We start from the raw sequence: 14,214 nt of genomic DNA on the forward strand, positions 1-14,214 counted from the left end.
ATATACCCCCGGACCTTAGCGTTCCGGGGTTTTTTGCTTGGGCAATGGGCCGCCACGTTCATCCGTTGCCTGGCTATTTTTCGACCCTGACCGGCTTCATGACACAAGGTGAATCTAATGCCCGGCCAGGAGCTATCTCAGCTTGGCCTGATCCTCTTGTCTGACATGAACAGTGGGCATCAGCGTGCTGGATTTAGAGTATTTGTTTCGACAGCTAGTCCGGCACGCATGTAGCCCCTTTGGTGGCCGCATGATTGATCGTCCGATAGAGACGCCGCTGAGGGAGAGGTGCATGACCTTAGGTCGAGGACCTGTCGAGATCAGGTTTGTCGCGCCAATGCAAAACGCCCCGGCCACTGTTGTGACCGGGGCGTTTTGCAGGGGGGCTTCCTGCAAACGGGTGAGTTTCAGGGGAAGTAACTGCGGACCAAGGCGCTTGCGATAAGGCTCCAGCCGTCGGCAACAACAAAAAACGCCAGTTTGAAGGGCATCGATACAACAGCCGGCGGAACCATCATCATCCCCATCGACATCAGAACTGCCGCAACCACCAGATCGATGACCAGAAACGGCAGGAAGACCAGAAAGCCAACCTGAAAGGCTCTGGCAATTTCCGACAGCATAAAGCTCGAGACCAGGGTCGACAAAGGGGCGTCAGCGGTAGGGTCTATTCCCGCAGTGGCGGGTCGCAGATCCGCAATCGCGTAGAATGTATCGGGATCAAGACGCGCGGCCATGAACACCCGAAACGGCTGCAACGCACGCTCAAGCCCGGTTTCCACATCCAGTTGCTCCTCAATCAGCGGATTGATTCCGGTGGTCCAGGCTTCGGTGAAAACCGGTTCCATGACGAAATAGGTGAGAAACAGCGCAAGGCTGATCATCAACATGTTCGGTGGTGCCTGCTGCAAACCAATGGCCTGCCGGAGAATCGACAATACGGTGACAAGAAACGGGAAGCATGTGATCATAATCAACAGCCCCGGAGCGAGGCTGAGGACGGTGATCAGCAAGATCAGCTGAATCGAGCGAGCCGAGATCGACTGGCCATCGCCCAAGGAGAGGTTGAGATCCTGCGCGCTCACAGCATCTGGCAGACCGATGGCCAGCATGGCCGCCAGAACGGCGGCAAAAAAGGCGGTTCGTGTCATCCCAGGCCGCTTTGCAAATCCGCGATTTCGGTCAGTCGGACAGCCAGTTGCCCGGCCTGCTCGCCTTCCATCTCCTCCAGCTGTCCTCTGGCGACAAGGCGGTCACCAACATAGAGATCCACGGGATCTTCGACCCGTTTGTCGAGGGTCAGAATTGCGTTCTCTCCAAGGTTTACAAGATCGCGAATCAACGGTCGCGCCTTACCGACAGAGACGACGACCTCAACCGGTACGGACACAAACGGATTGCCTGCATCGCCAGATTTTCTGTTCATTTCAGCAGACTTATCCATATTTGCTGTCCTCTGTAATGTGGAAAGAGAAGGCCTCGATAGAGTCCTGAATAGAATCGATCAGGGCGGAGCTGTTGATTTCCCGCTCAATGCCGCCAACCTTGAGATAGGCCTGACCGGGCGACAGCACGACGTCCTCGCGGACCTGTACCGGCACAGTGAAACTTTTGGTCAGTAGCGCGCGCACGGTTGCCCCTTCGCCGGGGGACACAACAATATTGATCGCCTGATCAGCCTGACTCTTGGCCATGTCCGTCAGCTGATCGACGATATGATGGCCGAAACTGGCAGCCATGGCATCGGGGAGGACCGCGCTGGTCAGAACCTTGAACATCGGGTCCAGCGATTCGAGCAGTTGTGTCTGCGCTTCATGGAAGGTGAAGCTGAGATCTTCGAGCGAGTTGGCCAGTTCTGAAGAGACATGCGTGCTCTCCTTATCCTTGGCCGTCACCGCATCATCCCAACCTGCGCTGTATCCTTTCTCGTAGGATTCCAGCCGCGTTTCTTCCATCATTTCTTCACTGACTTCGGCAATCGGCACCGTCGGCGTGTCCATGGCAAAATTTTCAAGAAGATGGGCAATTGTCATCAGGCTCTCTCCTCATTTTCTTCCAGCCAGCCGCGCAGAATCTGCACGGTTTCTTCCTGGCGTTCGCCAATCATCGAGCGGAGACGATCAACGGGGTTGTCCCCACCGCCGCCAAGGGCAGGCAAGCCACCCATATCGCCCATTCCACCCATGTCACCCATGCCCATACCGGTGCCCATGCCCATGCCACCCATGGGTTCAAACTGACCAGTATCATTGTTCTCAATCTCACCATCCAGTGCGAGATCCGCGCCAAGGTTGGGATTGGCCATGAACCCACCCCCACCCAAGGCTGGCAGTTCATCCATGGCGCCGCCCTCAGGTGCACCAAGTGCGGGCACGCTGGCCTGGTTCGACAGGATGGGACGAATAACAAAGAGGCCCAGGATCAGAGTAACAAGCGCCAGGGCAGCCATTTGGATCAACGACATCGCATCCAGATAGATGTTGTCGAAGACGGAGGCGCTGACCACGGTTCCTTGAGGCTCTACTGTGGGCATTTCCATCGATTTCAGGGTGATCACGTCACCGCGCTCTTCGCTGAAACCTACCGCAGCGGAGATCAGTTCCCGCAGGGCGCCGAGCTCTTCTTCGGCGCGCGGCTCCATCACCGTTTCACCTGTCGGGGTTGTCGTTGGCACACCATTCACCAGAACCGCAACGGTCAGACGTTTGATCGCACCGGGCCCGCGCAGGATCTCTTTTTCGGTCTCGGAAATTTCATAGTTCACCCGTTCGCGGGTTGCGCTGGTACTGGCTTTGGAGCCATCGCCCGAGGCCGCATCGCCATCCGGAATATTGGAGGCAACGGTCACCTCACCCGATTGGTTTTGTGACGAATCGGCGCGTTCTTCCACATCGGTGCTTATGGCGACGCGGCTTTCTGGATCAATGCGTTTCTCGCGAATGGACTCGGTATCGGTCACGGTTTCAACGCTCACCTCAACCACAGCATTGCCGTGGCCAACGCGCGCTTCGACCAACCGCATGACCCGTTCACGAATCGACTGCGAGCGATCATCGGTTCCGGCGCCGACAGCGGCAGCGGCCTCGGGTGAGCCGATCAGCGCGCCATTGGCATCAATCACCGCTACGTTTTCCACCGCCAGACCTGTCACAGCTGAGGAAATCAGAAAGCGAATCGCATTGGCCTGCGCCGGCGTGATGGGCGAGCCCATTGGCACAACCGACACAGAGGCAGTCGGTTCAGCCGTGCGTTGAAACGGATTTGATCCGGTATTTGCAATATGGACCCGGGCCTGAGTCACATGCGGGCTGGCCACGATGGTACGGGCCAACTCCCCTTCCTTTGCGCGCCAGTAGGCGGCATCGAACATTTGCGATGTCGTCCCGAACCCGCTGAGCGAATCAAGCAGTTCGTAACCGCGCCCGCCGTTTGCAGGCAGGCCTTCGCTCGCCAGCGTCATGCGGAGTTCGTCGCGTGCCGAAGCCGGAACATAAATTGATCCGCCGCGCACTTCATATTCGGTGCCGCGCTGTTCCAGCGCGCGCACTACATCCCCAGCCGAGCCGCTTTCCAGCCCGGCATATAGTAATTGCATCGTGGGCGTATTCGCCACACGGGACATCGCCAGGACGCTGAGAATCACGATCACCGTGGCTCCCACGGCAATCAGGCGCTTTCGCGTGTCCAAACCTGCCCAGACATTCTTGATCTGCTGCACATTAACCTCCGTAGCATCGGCGTTCTGTCCGATGTGCAACCCTTTTGCCGGATTGCCCTTAACATTCGGTTAGTGTCCGCCAGCTAAGAAGATGAGGCACGACGTATTAGGGATAGTCATGACAGACGCTGTAGTAGACACAGAACAGGACGCCCCGGCCAAGAAGAGCAAGTTGCCCCTTATTATCGGGGTTGTCCTTGCACTTGTTGGAGCCGGTGGGGGATTCTTCGCTGTCCAGTCAGGCCTTCTTCCCTTTGGTCAGAGCGCAGCCCCAGAAGGGGTGGATGCGACCGAAGTGGCGCCAGAAGGCGTGGACAATGGTGAGTCGGCGGAAGATATCGCCAATCTCGCTTTTATCGAAATGGAACCGATTGTGATCAGTTTGCGCAAGGCAAGTGGTCTAAAGCACCTTCGATTCCGCTCTCAGCTGGAGGTTGACCTCGCCCACCGGGCCGAGGTTGAGAAAATCCTCCCGCGGATTGTCGATGTTCTCAACAGTTATCTCAGGGCACTGGAGCTGGAGGATCTGACCGATCCGATGGCCCTGCCCAAACTGCGCGCACAGATGCTGCGGCGGATCAATATTGCAGCTGGCCAGGGCCGGGTGCGTGATCTGCTGATTATGGACTTCGTATTGAACTAGGAGAACGGGATGGAACTGATTGCGGATATCCTGCTTGCGGCCGGGGCCATGGGGGCAGGCTTTTACTGCCTGGTGCTCTCGCGTCGGCTGAAGCGTTTTAATGATCTGGAAAAAGGTGTTGGCGGCGCTGTTGCGGTGCTTTCGGCGCAGGTCGACGATCTCAATAAATCACTGTTGGCCGCGCGCCATGTATCCGATGGCTCCAGCAAGGCGCTGGACCAGCTGACCGGGCGCGCCGAATCGGTTGCGCAGCGGCTGGAGTTGATGATGGCCTCCATGCACGACATGCCGGAGGCCTCTGTACCTGAGCCAAAACCCGAGACCGCTGCACCTGCGGCGGCGGAAGAAAGCGATGCATTGGCTGCGGCATATGAGGCTGACGCAGAGCCCGAAGTGGCGGCAGAGCCAGAACCTGCAAAACCCGCAGGTCTGATGTTTGTCCGCCATAACCGGGCGCAGGGTCGGGTTGCATAATGGCTAAGACAACAAAGACAAAAGCCGCCCCTGCGAAGCCAAAGAAGGCAAAGCGCATGAAGCGGACGCGCAGTGGTGCTCTCATGATGCTGGCGTTGTTGTTGATGGGGTCGGCAATTGTGCGCCTCGGTCTGGAGGCTGGTCCGGCTATCGCGCGTGAGGTTGCGAACCTGCAGGACGAATCGACCCTGAAAGATGAGCCGAAAGGCACGTTGAATGGTCAGTCGATGCCCTCGTCCGCCGAATTGCAGAACATGCTGGCTGCATTTCAGGAACGCGAAGCTGCCCTATCTGCCCGAGAGGCTGAGATCGAAGACCGCATGAAGGCGCTGGAGATCGCAGATGATGCGATTGAGCAAAAACTGGTGGCACTTGAGCAGGCAGAGGAAGAGTTGAAATCGACACTCGCCCTTGCGGATGGTGCTACTGAGGCAGATCTGACGCGGTTGACATCGGTCTATGAACAGATGAAGCCAAAAGAATCGTCTGCCCTTTTTGAGGAGATGGATCCTGCTTTTGCAGCGGGCTTCCTCGCACGCATGCGCCCCGAGGCAGCGGCCGGCATCATGGCAGGGCTCAGCCCGCAGGCGGCCTATACAATCAGCGTGGTCCTGGCGGGTCGCAACGGGTCTGTTCCAAAGGAGTAAGCAGGTGCTGCTCCTCAGGCTTTTTTAACGTGAATCGCCTAAACTTGTAGAAACAAACGAAATTCGGAGTGGACCTAATGCTCGGTATTGTAGGCATCGTGGTTATCTTTGTCATGGTGTTCGGGGGATATCTCCTCGCAGGTGGCAAGTTTGCGATCATCATCAAAGCTCTGCCATTCGAATTCATGATGATCGGTGGCGCCGGTGTTGGCGCCTTTCTGATCAGCAATGATATGGGCGGCGTTAAACATACGCTGAAAGACGTCGGCAAGGTGTTCAAGGGTCCCAAATGGAAGCCCGATGACTACCGTGATCTTCTGTGCCTGCTCTTTTCGTTGATCAGGATCGCAAGGGCGAACCCGGTTGAGGTTGAACAGCATATCGAAGATCCGGAAAATTCTTCGGTGTTCAACCGCTATCCCAAAATCCTCGCGGATAAAGAGGCGGTAAATCTGATCAGCGACACCATGCGGTCAGCCTCGATGAACTATGATGACCCGCATCAGGTTGAGGAAGTTCTGGAAAAGCGGATTGAGGCGAACCTGCACCACGCCCTGCACTCCAGCCATGCGTTGCAATCGCTTGCCGACGGTCTTCCGGCGCTGGGCATTGTTGCGGCTGTTCTCGGCATCATCAAAACCATGGGATCAATTGACCAGCCGCCAGAAGTTCTGGGTAAACTGATCGGTGGTGCGCTTGTTGGGACATTCCTTGGTGTTTTCCTGGCCTATGGTCTGGTTGGCCCCTTCGCAGGCAAGGTGAAGTCAGTTGTCGAAGAGGACGCGCATTTCTATTCGCTCATCCGCGAAGTTCTGGTGGCCAACCTGCACAATCACGCAGCGGCGATCTGTATCGAAGTGGGGCGTCAGAACACCCCATCCCACATTCGCCCCGGATTTTCTGAACTGGAAGATGCCTTGAAATCGGTGAAACAGGACGCAGCATGATGTGGCGCGCGCTGACCTTTGCAGCATTGACCCTGGCTGCGGCATCCGCAGATGCCCAGACAGTGGTAGCCCGTTCGGGAGAGCATGCCGGGTTTTCCCGATTGGTCATGCGGCTTCCCGCTGGTGCGCCTTGGTCCCTGCGTCAGTCTGGGCAATCAGCCCAGGTGGTGATCGATACGCCCACAGTTGTGTTCGACACCTCGCGAGTCTTTGACCTGATCCCGCGTACGCGGCTGCAGTCGGTCTCGCAGGCTGGGCCCGGGCAACCGTTGCAGCTGCAGCTTGGGTGTAACTGTGATGTCAGCTCCTTCGTTCAGAAGGACGGGTATCTGGTGGTTGATATCGCCGATGGCACGCCCGGTGCCGATCAGCCTTTGACGGCCGGATCGCCGTTGCCGCTCTTGCCCGGAAATATCAATAGTACCGGATATCGGTTTAATCTTGCGGCGCGGGCAGCTGCGGACGCGCGTGCCGCACTTGATCTTGCTGGTGTGACGTCCCGCAGCACTACCGGTGCTGATCAGGCGCAGCGTCTTCCTGTGGCTGTGGCGGATACACCGTCAGCGATCCAACTGCCCCTAGACCTGACCCGAACCCCACGCACTGAGGTGCCTGCCGCGCCGGTTGAAGAGGCCCGCGCTGCGGTGGAGACCGCCACTGAGCCGAAACCGGTTCCGGTCCAAGTGGACACGGATATGCTGCTTGATTTGTCGGAAACCGAAAGAGCGGCAACCGTCAACGAATCCGAACAGCGGCTGTTGCAACAGATCAGCCGTGCCACCAATCAAGGGTTGCTGGAATTGGTCGGTGTGGAGGTGCATGACGGCCCGAATGGGCATGTGCTTGATCCTCTGAGCAGCCGGGATCGCCCTCTTAATCCGCTGGATCAGATTTCCGTCACCTCCTCTGTGGATCGGGAAACCGGTCTTATTGTACGCAGGTCCGACACGTCGGGCCAGCCAACGCATTGCCTGCCAAGCCGACAATTGGCGGTGCATGCATGGGGCACGGACGAGCCGTTTGCGGATCAGATTTCGCCATTGCGCGCGGATTTGGTGCGTGAATTTGATGACGTCGATCCGGAAGCGGTTCTGACCCTTGCAAGGGCTTATCTTTTCTTTGGATTTGGTGCTGAGGCGCAGGCGATTCTGCGGATGATGCCATCTGGTGCTGCAGAGCACGACGATGCCGTGGCGCTGACGGCCATGGGGGCTGTGCTGGATGGCCAGCCGATGGAGGTCAATCACACGTTCGCGGGGCAGCAGGTTTGCGATAGCGAAGTGGCGCTTTGGGCGGCCTTGGCAGATGGAACGATCAAGAAAAATGCCAAAACGGATGCGATTCAACAGGCTTTTGCCAAGCTGCCACCCCATCTGCGGGTACAAGTTGGTCCGCGCATCAGTACCTTGTTTGCAAAGGCGGGTGATCCCCATCTGGCGGGCGCGGCGTTGCGGTCTGTAGATCGTACAGGTGTCGAACATGTCCCTGAAATCAATTTGGCCGAGGCGGAGATCGCCAGACTGGAAGGCGACGTTGAAACCGTCGCCCAGGAGTTGACGGATGAGGTGGCTGAACGGACGGAAAACGCACCGCGGGCCCTGATCGAACTGATCGACCTCAGCTTTGCTGAGCGCAGCGCGCTGTCGCCGGATGTGCCGGATCTGGCCGCCTCCTATGAGGTCGAGAATCGCGACAGCCCGCTGGGCGCGGACCTCAGGCGCGCAGTGGTTGCCGCCCTGGCGTTGACTGGTGAGTTTCATGACAGTTTCAATGAACTGGAAGTGTTGAGCCGCCGGGATGGTCCAGCCGCGCGTACTGCGGCGCTGGAACCGTTGCTAACCTTGCTGACAGAGCGGGCAGATGATGTCACCTTCCTGCAATATGCGCTGGTTATCGCGGCCAATGGCACCACCGCAGAGGTCGCACCAGTCGCGGATATCGTGGCCGAACGCCTGCTGGATCTGGGGTTTGCACAGCAGGCTCAATCAATCCTGAAAAAGCTGGCAATGGAGCCTGGAAACACGAAACGTCGGCTGATCCTGGCCAAAGCAGCGTTGGCGATGGACAAGCCGCATTCCGCTTTGGTTGAGTTGATGGGACTGTCAGGTTCTGCAGCAAACAAGCTGCGCGCAGAGGCACTTTGGCGCAATGGAGAATACGCCAGAGCTGGTGAGTATCTGCTTGAAGAAGAAGAAAAAGATGCTGCCACGCGCGGATTCTGGCATTCTGAGGACCGCGATACGCTTGCCACGATGGATGCGGATGACACGGAACAGTTCGGTGGCGTCGCGCGTGTGACAACACAAATCGAAGAGACGGCGAAAGAACCCACGGGTCTGCCGCCCTTGGCCCATGCGAGGGCGCTTGTCGAAAGCAGCGAGGGGACGCGTGGCGGTATCGCAGATCTGTTGCAGAAGGTGACGCCGCAAGCGGATCCTTCCGACGATGGATCGTAGCATCCAAATAACCACGCATCTGAGCTGAGCATTTGCAAAGACCGCCTGATCGGGGCGGTCTTTGCGCGTTTGGTGATAACGGTTTGTCAACGCTCTCAGCTTACGCTCGAACCTAGGGTGAATCCTCATTTGGACAGGCAGAATGCCGAAATCGAGCTATTATTTCCGACAACAGCAGGGGTGTGTCCGCTGCGCAGGCAGTTTGCCGAAGTGGTCCGTGCTGCTTGTCGCAGTATTTGGCCTCTTGGGTCTGCTTATCCCTCAGACAATATACGCGGCTTCACCGCAGGTATCGGCCCTATGTGATCTTGCCGCGCGACGGGCAGCGCGTGATCAGGGCGTTCCGCTGGACGTGTTGCGCGCCATCACCAGGACGGAGACCGGCCGCGGTGGAAAACAAGGGCTGCAGCCCTGGCCCTGGACCGTCAATATGGAAGGTGCCGGCAAGTGGTTTCAGACGGAAGATGAGGCCCGCGCCTATGTCTTCTCCCACTTCAAACGCGGTGCACGGAGCTTTGACGTCGGGTGTTTCCAGATCAATTTCAAATGGCATGGTCAAGCCTTTGAGTCGATCGACCAGATGTTCGACCCGCTTGCGAATGCGCAATATGCGGCGCGGTTCTTGCGTGAGCTGCATGACGAATTTGGTGACTGGTCACAGGCTGCCGGCGCCTACCACTCGCGCACACCCACCTATGCAAACCGCTATACTGCGCGTTTTGACAGGGTGCGTGCCGACCTAAAGCCGGTAGAGACGGTCGCAGCACTGCCGGTAGAACGCAGCCGAGCCACGTTTACCGCCCCACAACCCCTCGCCATGCTTCACAATCCTTCGCCGCTGATCACTCAGGGTGGGGCACCGTCTGGTGCTGCCCGCCTGGGATCTCTGGTTCCATTGACCGGCGGCGGTACTTCGGCGCAAGCGCTCATCATACTGAAATAAGGGCTGATTTTCGTGCCAAACATTGATATGCAAAAACTGTTCAGCCCAACCGTACTGCTGGCAATTGCGCTGATGGCGATCATCGTGATGATGATCCTGCCGATGCCCGCCTGGGTGCTGGACATCGGGCTGGCGGCCTCCTTTGGGTTGGCGATTCTGATCTTCACCATCACGCTGTTTATTGAACGCCCGCTGGATTTTTCGTCTTTTCCGACGGTTCTCCTGGCCTCCCTGATGCTGCGTCTGTCGCTCAATGTGTCGTCGACAAAACTGATCATCGGTCAGGGGCACACCGGTACCGATGCGGCAGGGGGCGTGATCGAAGGATTTGCCCAATTTGTGATGGGCGGCAGTGTTTTCCTGGGTCTCGTTGTGTTTGGCGTGCTGCTGATCGTGAACTTCATGGTCATCACCAAAGGTGCCGCACGGATGGCCGAGGTTGGCGCCCGCTTCGCTCTGGATGGTATGCCGGGTAAGCAGCTGGCCATCGACAGCGACATGTCCGCTGGTGCCATTGATCACGCAACTGCGCGCGACCGCCGCGAGACGGAACAGCGCGAGACGACGTTCTTTGGCTCTCTGGATGGTGCGTCCAAATTTGTGAAAGGTGACGCGATTGCTGGTCTGCTGATCACTTTGCTGAATCTGATCATGGGCCTGATCATGGGCGTTCTGATCCACGGAATGCCGGTGGTCTCCGCGTTTGAAACCTATGCGATCCTGACGGTTGGCGATGGTCTGGTATCGCAAATTCCGTCCGTGATTATTTCCATCGCCGCGGCGCTGCTGCTGGCCCGCGGTGGTGCCACCGGGTCCACCGATATCGCGCTGGCTGACCAGCTGGGCAAACACCCGGCGGCATTGGCCACTGTGGCCATCCTCATGGCGCTGTTTGCTTTGGTCCCGGGCCTGCCTTTCCTTCCTTTCATGGCTGGTGCGGCTGTGCTGGGCTACACCGCCTACCGGATGAGCAAAAACCTGAAGGACCGCGAAGAAGCGGAGATGGAAGAGCAGATCGAAGAGGTCATGGAGCCCAAGGAAAACCGGGCTCTTGGCGATATTCTTGATCTGGACGACCTGCACCTGGAATTTGCGCCCGATCTGGTGAGCATGGTGCTGGACGCAGGGACCGGCCTTGATGCCCGTATCGCCAACATGCGAACGCATGTGGCCACGACCTTCGGGCTGATCCTGCCTGAAATCCGCCTGACGGATGAGCCGGAACTGATGACAGGCACTTATGTGATCAAGATTCAGGGCGTCGAACAGGTGCGTGGCATCCTGCATCCGGAAATGGTTCTGGCCCTGATGCCGGACAATCATGATGCCCTGCCGCCGGGCACGGATGTCACCGAACCTGTCTATGGTGCTCCGGCGCGCTGGATTTCCTCAAAGGCGCAGGAAGATGCAGCGCTGTCAGGGGCGACAATTGTGACGGCGCCAGAAATTTTGGCAACGCATCTGTTGGAAGTGATCAAACAAAACTTCCCCCGCTTGCTGACACTGAAATCGCTTCGCCGTCTATTGAATGAGATGACCGAACTGACGGATGAGTTCCGCGCCGAAGCCAATCGAAAGCTGCTGGATGAACTGGTGCCGGACAAGGTTCCGATCGACACGTTGCACACAGTCCTGCGGCTGCTGCTGGAGGAACGCGTCTCTATCCGAAATATGCCGCTGATTCTGGAGACCATCGCCGAGGCCCGCCTGCACACGCCACAGCCTGAGATCATCTGCGAACATGTGCGCCAGCGGCTGGGGTTCCAGCTGGTTGGTGAGATGAAACGCGAAGATGGGACCATTCCGCTGATCCAGCTGGCGCCTGAGTGGGAGGAGACATTCTCCACCTACCAGATCGACGCCCAGGGCGGTGCCGTCGATATTGCGCTGCCGCCGGAACAGTTCAACCGGCTGGCCGAAGGGCTGAGTGAGCGGCTGAACACCACCACGGAACAGGGCGTATTTGCAGCGGTTGTGACCTCAACCCGGCGCCGTAGATATTTGCGGACAATCCTCAAATCGCGTGGCATCCTCAACCCGGTCCTGTCATTCGAGGAGATTGGACTAGAAGCCAGGCCGGCGCTCGTTGGAATGGTTCCCGCATGAATCTCGACTTTCTGCCACCTGAGCTGGTCGCCCTTCTGGGCGCCGGCTTTTGGCATGGGGCCATCGTCTTTCTGCGGATTGGGGCAATGGTTTCCGTGTTGCCTGCCTTTGGCGAAAAATATGTACCGGCACGGATCAAACTGGCGATTTCCCTGGCGTTCACATTTATCGTGGCGCCGGCCTTGCCGATACTTCCGCCACCGGCCAGCCCATTGCATTATGGCAGCCTCGCACTCAGCGAAGCGGTTGTCGGTCTGGCACTGGGAATGGCAATCCGCATGTTTGTTCATGCCATTCAGATTGCCGGGACCATTGCCGCGCAGTCGACCTCGCTTGCGCAGGTGCTGGGAGGCATCGGCGCCGAACCCATGCCCGCCATCGGTGCGGTCTTGCTGATCTCTGGTCTGGCACTGGCGGTGATGTTGGGTCTGCACATCCGGGTCGCTGAGTTCATGATCTACAGCTATATGATGTTTCCGGTGGGTGAGTTTCCCGGCGCATCCGGGCTGTCGGACTGGGGGGTGCACCGGGTATCGCGCAGTTTTGCCATGGGCTTCTCGCTGGCCGCACCATTCCTGATCGGCTCGATGGTTTATAACCTGACACTGGGTGTCATCAACCGCGCAATGCCTGCGCTGATGGTGGCCTTTGTCGGTGCCCCGGTTGTGACCTTCGGAGGTCTGGCAATTCTGATGGTGGCCAGCCCGATGATCTTGGATATCTGGAGCACGGCGCTCATGGGCTTTTTCGCCAATCCGGGTGAGGGGATGCCATGAGCGACGACGATTCAGACAAGTCATATGAGCCAACACCGCAGAAGCTTGAGAAAGCTCGTAAGAAGGGGGAGGTCCCAAAGTCTACAGACCTCAATGTTGCGGCATCCTATCTTGGCTTGATTGTCGCGATCTATGTGTCAGGCGCGGATGTGGTCGAAGAGTTGGGGACGATATTGATGTCGTTCCTGGACCAGCCGGACCGCTTGGCCGATTTGTTCTTCGGCGGCGCGGGGACCGTGCCGGTTGGTGGGATATTCATGGCGGTCGGCACGTCCAGCCTGCCAATATTTATTGTCCCGATGGCTGCTGTCCTGCTGTCGATCATTGCACAGCGCGCGCTGGTCTTTGCCCCGAGTAAGCTGGAACCAAAACTCTCAAAAATTTCGATCATTTCGAACGCCAAGAACAAGTTCGGACGTTCGGGTCTGTTTGAGTTTTTTAAAAGCACGGTCAAGCTGGTGCTTTATTCGGTCTGCATGGGCATCTACCTCAATTACCGGCTGCCGGACATGATTGCCTCCTCGGCCACCGGGGCGTTTGTTGTTGTGATGATGATGGCGCAGCTGGCGTTGGAATTCCTGATTCTGGCGCTGATCATTGCGCTTGGTATCGGTGTGATTGATGCGGCCTTTCAGCAGGCGGAGCACAATCGCAAGAACATGATGTCTCGCAAGGAGATCATGGACGAAGCCAAGGACTCGGAAGGGGACCCGCATCTGAAGGGCGCTCGCCGTCAAAAGGCACATGAAATCGCCATGGGCCAAGGGGTTGCAGATGTGCCCGAGGCCGATGTTGTGATCGTCAACCCGACCCACTACGCGGTGGCGCTAAAGTGGGATCGCGCGCCAGGGCAGGCCCCTATATGTGTGGCCAAGGGTGTGGATGAGGTTGCCGCCGTTATTCGCGAAGTTGCCAATGAGAACGGTGTTCCGATCCACAGCGACCCGCCCACCGCGCGCGCGTTGCATGCGGCGGTCGATATCGGCCAGGAAATTCACGAAGAGCATTATGCGCCTGTTGCTGCTGCCATCCGCTTTGCGGAGAAAATGCGTCAACGGGCGAAGGGGATGGTGTGATGAAGCAGAAGATGCTGGACCAGATGGCAGACGTGACAGAGGCCATGTACCTGCAAGAGCACGCCAAGGTGAAACCGGTTCTTGATGCTGAGGCGCGGGTGCGCGGCCAGCTGGCAAAACTGGATCAGCAGATCAAGGACAGTCGCGACATGGCTAATTCCGACCACGCGATGAAAGCACTTGGCGCGGATCTTCTGTGGCAGGGCTGGCACAGCCGCACCCGCCGCCAACTGAATATGGAGCTGGCGCAGATTACCGCGCAGAAGCTGCGCGCGATGGACAATCTGCGCAAGGCGTTCGGCCGCAAGCACGCGGTAGAAACGATGGCGATCCAGGAGCGCCAGCGGGTGAAAAAGGACAGGGCGCAAAAACTGCACAACCGGCTGATGAATATGGAATGAGATTAACGCAACATGTTGGCATCAAAA

General features: G+C 57.9%; 14 protein-coding genes. 10 read left to right on the top strand and 4 right to left on the bottom strand.

Translation table 11 applies throughout. The features are described from left to right. Window positions 1–407 precede the first annotated feature (407 nt). From fliP to fliF, 4 genes are read right to left on the bottom strand one after another with little or no spacing between them, the layout of a single operon-like run. Entirely contained in the window at window positions 408–1,151 is a 744-nt protein-coding gene (fliP, locus tag D1820_RS12775; protein ID WP_096707765.1) for a flagellar type III secretion system pore protein FliP, read from the bottom strand. Then, entirely contained in the window at window positions 1,148–1,444 is a 297-nt protein-coding gene (locus D1820_RS12780) for a FliM/FliN family flagellar motor C-terminal domain-containing protein (protein WP_014876445.1), read from the bottom strand. The genes fliP and D1820_RS12780 overlap by 4 nt, the downstream gene beginning before the upstream one ends. Then, window positions 1,437–2,033: an ABC transporter ATP-binding protein gene (locus D1820_RS12785; protein WP_118069326.1), complete on the bottom strand. Its 597-nt coding sequence runs from the start codon at window positions 2,031–2,033 to the stop codon at window positions 1,437–1,439. Before D1820_RS12785 ends, D1820_RS12780 begins: the two co-directional genes overlap by 8 nt. Continuing rightward, the gene (gene fliF, locus D1820_RS12790; RefSeq protein WP_102898092.1) at window positions 2,033–3,718 is read right to left on the bottom strand and encodes a flagellar basal-body MS-ring/collar protein FliF; all 1,686 of its coding nucleotides are present in this window, start codon (window positions 3,716–3,718) and stop codon (window positions 2,033–2,035) included. The genes D1820_RS12785 and fliF overlap by 1 nt, the downstream gene beginning before the upstream one ends. A 118-nt stretch (window positions 3,719–3,836) precedes the next feature. Between fliF and fliL the strand changes: the two genes are divergently transcribed. The 10 genes from fliL (at window position 3,837) to D1820_RS12840 (ending at window position 14,187) form a co-directional block, all read left to right on the top strand. Continuing rightward, window positions 3,837–4,361, top strand: coding sequence for a flagellar basal body-associated protein FliL (gene fliL / locus D1820_RS12795; RefSeq protein ID WP_040175042.1), 525 nt, complete (start codon window positions 3,837–3,839; stop codon window positions 4,359–4,361). Window positions 4,362–4,370: 9 nt separating this feature from the next. Continuing rightward, complete coding sequence (locus tag D1820_RS12800; protein ID WP_118069327.1) at window positions 4,371–4,835, top strand: hypothetical protein; 465 nt, start codon at window positions 4,371–4,373, stop codon at window positions 4,833–4,835. Continuing rightward, entirely contained in the window at window positions 4,835–5,482 is a 648-nt protein-coding gene (locus tag D1820_RS12805; RefSeq protein WP_118069328.1) for a MotE family protein, read from the top strand. The genes D1820_RS12800 and D1820_RS12805 overlap by 1 nt, the downstream gene beginning before the upstream one ends. 77 nt (window positions 5,483–5,559) lie before the next feature. Next, on the top strand, window positions 5,560–6,429 hold the full coding sequence (gene motA / locus D1820_RS12810) for a flagellar motor stator protein MotA (RefSeq protein WP_024098942.1): 870 nt from the start codon (window positions 5,560–5,562) through the stop codon (window positions 6,427–6,429). Beyond that, window positions 6,429–8,885: a hypothetical protein gene (locus D1820_RS12815; protein WP_118069329.1), complete on the top strand. Its 2,457-nt coding sequence runs from the start codon at window positions 6,429–6,431 to the stop codon at window positions 8,883–8,885. Before motA ends, D1820_RS12815 begins: the two co-directional genes overlap by 1 nt. A gap of 352 nt (window positions 8,886–9,237) precedes the next feature. Further along, window positions 9,238–9,828, top strand: a complete 591-nt coding sequence (locus D1820_RS12820) for a transglycosylase SLT domain-containing protein (RefSeq protein ID WP_371311704.1) — start codon at window positions 9,238–9,240, stop codon at window positions 9,826–9,828. A gap of 27 nt (window positions 9,829–9,855) precedes the next feature. After that, window positions 9,856–11,934 carry a flagellar biosynthesis protein FlhA gene (flhA, locus tag D1820_RS12825; RefSeq protein WP_371311716.1) on the top strand — a complete coding sequence of 693 codons (2,079 nt, stop codon included), beginning with the start codon at window positions 9,856–9,858 and terminating at the stop codon, window positions 11,932–11,934. After that, window positions 11,931–12,710 carry a flagellar biosynthetic protein FliR gene (locus tag D1820_RS12830; RefSeq protein WP_118069331.1) on the top strand — a complete coding sequence of 260 codons (780 nt, stop codon included), beginning with the start codon at window positions 11,931–11,933 and terminating at the stop codon, window positions 12,708–12,710. The genes flhA and D1820_RS12830 overlap by 4 nt, the downstream gene beginning before the upstream one ends. Further along, window positions 12,707–13,786 (top strand): flagellar type III secretion system protein FlhB, encoded by a 1,080-nt coding sequence (gene flhB, locus D1820_RS12835; protein ID WP_118069332.1) that lies wholly within the window; start codon window positions 12,707–12,709, stop codon window positions 13,784–13,786. Before D1820_RS12830 ends, flhB begins: the two co-directional genes overlap by 4 nt. Next, a complete protein-coding gene (locus D1820_RS12840) occupies window positions 13,786–14,187 on the top strand; it encodes a hypothetical protein (protein WP_096873007.1) in 402 nt (133 codons plus the stop codon). The genes flhB and D1820_RS12840 overlap by 1 nt, the downstream gene beginning before the upstream one ends. Window positions 14,188–14,214 lie beyond the last annotated feature (27 nt).

This window comes from Phaeobacter sp. LSS9 (assembly GCF_003443595.1).
Taxonomy (GTDB): domain Bacteria; phylum Pseudomonadota; class Alphaproteobacteria; order Rhodobacterales; family Rhodobacteraceae; genus Phaeobacter; species Phaeobacter piscinae.

Excerpts from the sequence above, each read along its gene's own strand:
- fliP (WP_096707765.1), bottom strand. The coding sequence starts at position 1,151 with ATGACACGAACCGCCTTTTTTGCCGCCGTTCTGGCGGCCATGCTGGCC.
- D1820_RS12780 (WP_014876445.1), bottom strand. The coding sequence starts at position 1,444 with ATGGATAAGTCTGCTGAAATGAACAGAAAATCTGGCGATGCAGGCAAT.
- D1820_RS12785 (WP_118069326.1), bottom strand. The coding sequence starts at position 2,033 with ATGACAATTGCCCATCTTCTTGAAAATTTTGCCATGGACACGCCGACG.
- fliL (WP_040175042.1), top strand. The coding sequence starts at position 3,837 with ATGACAGACGCTGTAGTAGACACAGAACAGGACGCCCCGGCCAAGAAG.
- D1820_RS12800 (WP_118069327.1), top strand. The coding sequence starts at position 4,371 with ATGGAACTGATTGCGGATATCCTGCTTGCGGCCGGGGCCATGGGGGCA.
- D1820_RS12805 (WP_118069328.1), top strand. The coding sequence starts at position 4,835 with ATGGCTAAGACAACAAAGACAAAAGCCGCCCCTGCGAAGCCAAAGAAG.
- motA (WP_024098942.1), top strand. The coding sequence starts at position 5,560 with ATGCTCGGTATTGTAGGCATCGTGGTTATCTTTGTCATGGTGTTCGGG.
- D1820_RS12815 (WP_118069329.1), top strand. The coding sequence starts at position 6,429 with ATGTGGCGCGCGCTGACCTTTGCAGCATTGACCCTGGCTGCGGCATCC.
- flhA (WP_371311716.1), top strand. The coding sequence starts at position 9,856 with ATGCAAAAACTGTTCAGCCCAACCGTACTGCTGGCAATTGCGCTGATG.
- D1820_RS12830 (WP_118069331.1), top strand. The coding sequence starts at position 11,931 with ATGAATCTCGACTTTCTGCCACCTGAGCTGGTCGCCCTTCTGGGCGCC.
- flhB (WP_118069332.1), top strand. The coding sequence starts at position 12,707 with ATGAGCGACGACGATTCAGACAAGTCATATGAGCCAACACCGCAGAAG.
- D1820_RS12840 (WP_096873007.1), top strand. The coding sequence starts at position 13,786 with ATGAAGCAGAAGATGCTGGACCAGATGGCAGACGTGACAGAGGCCATG.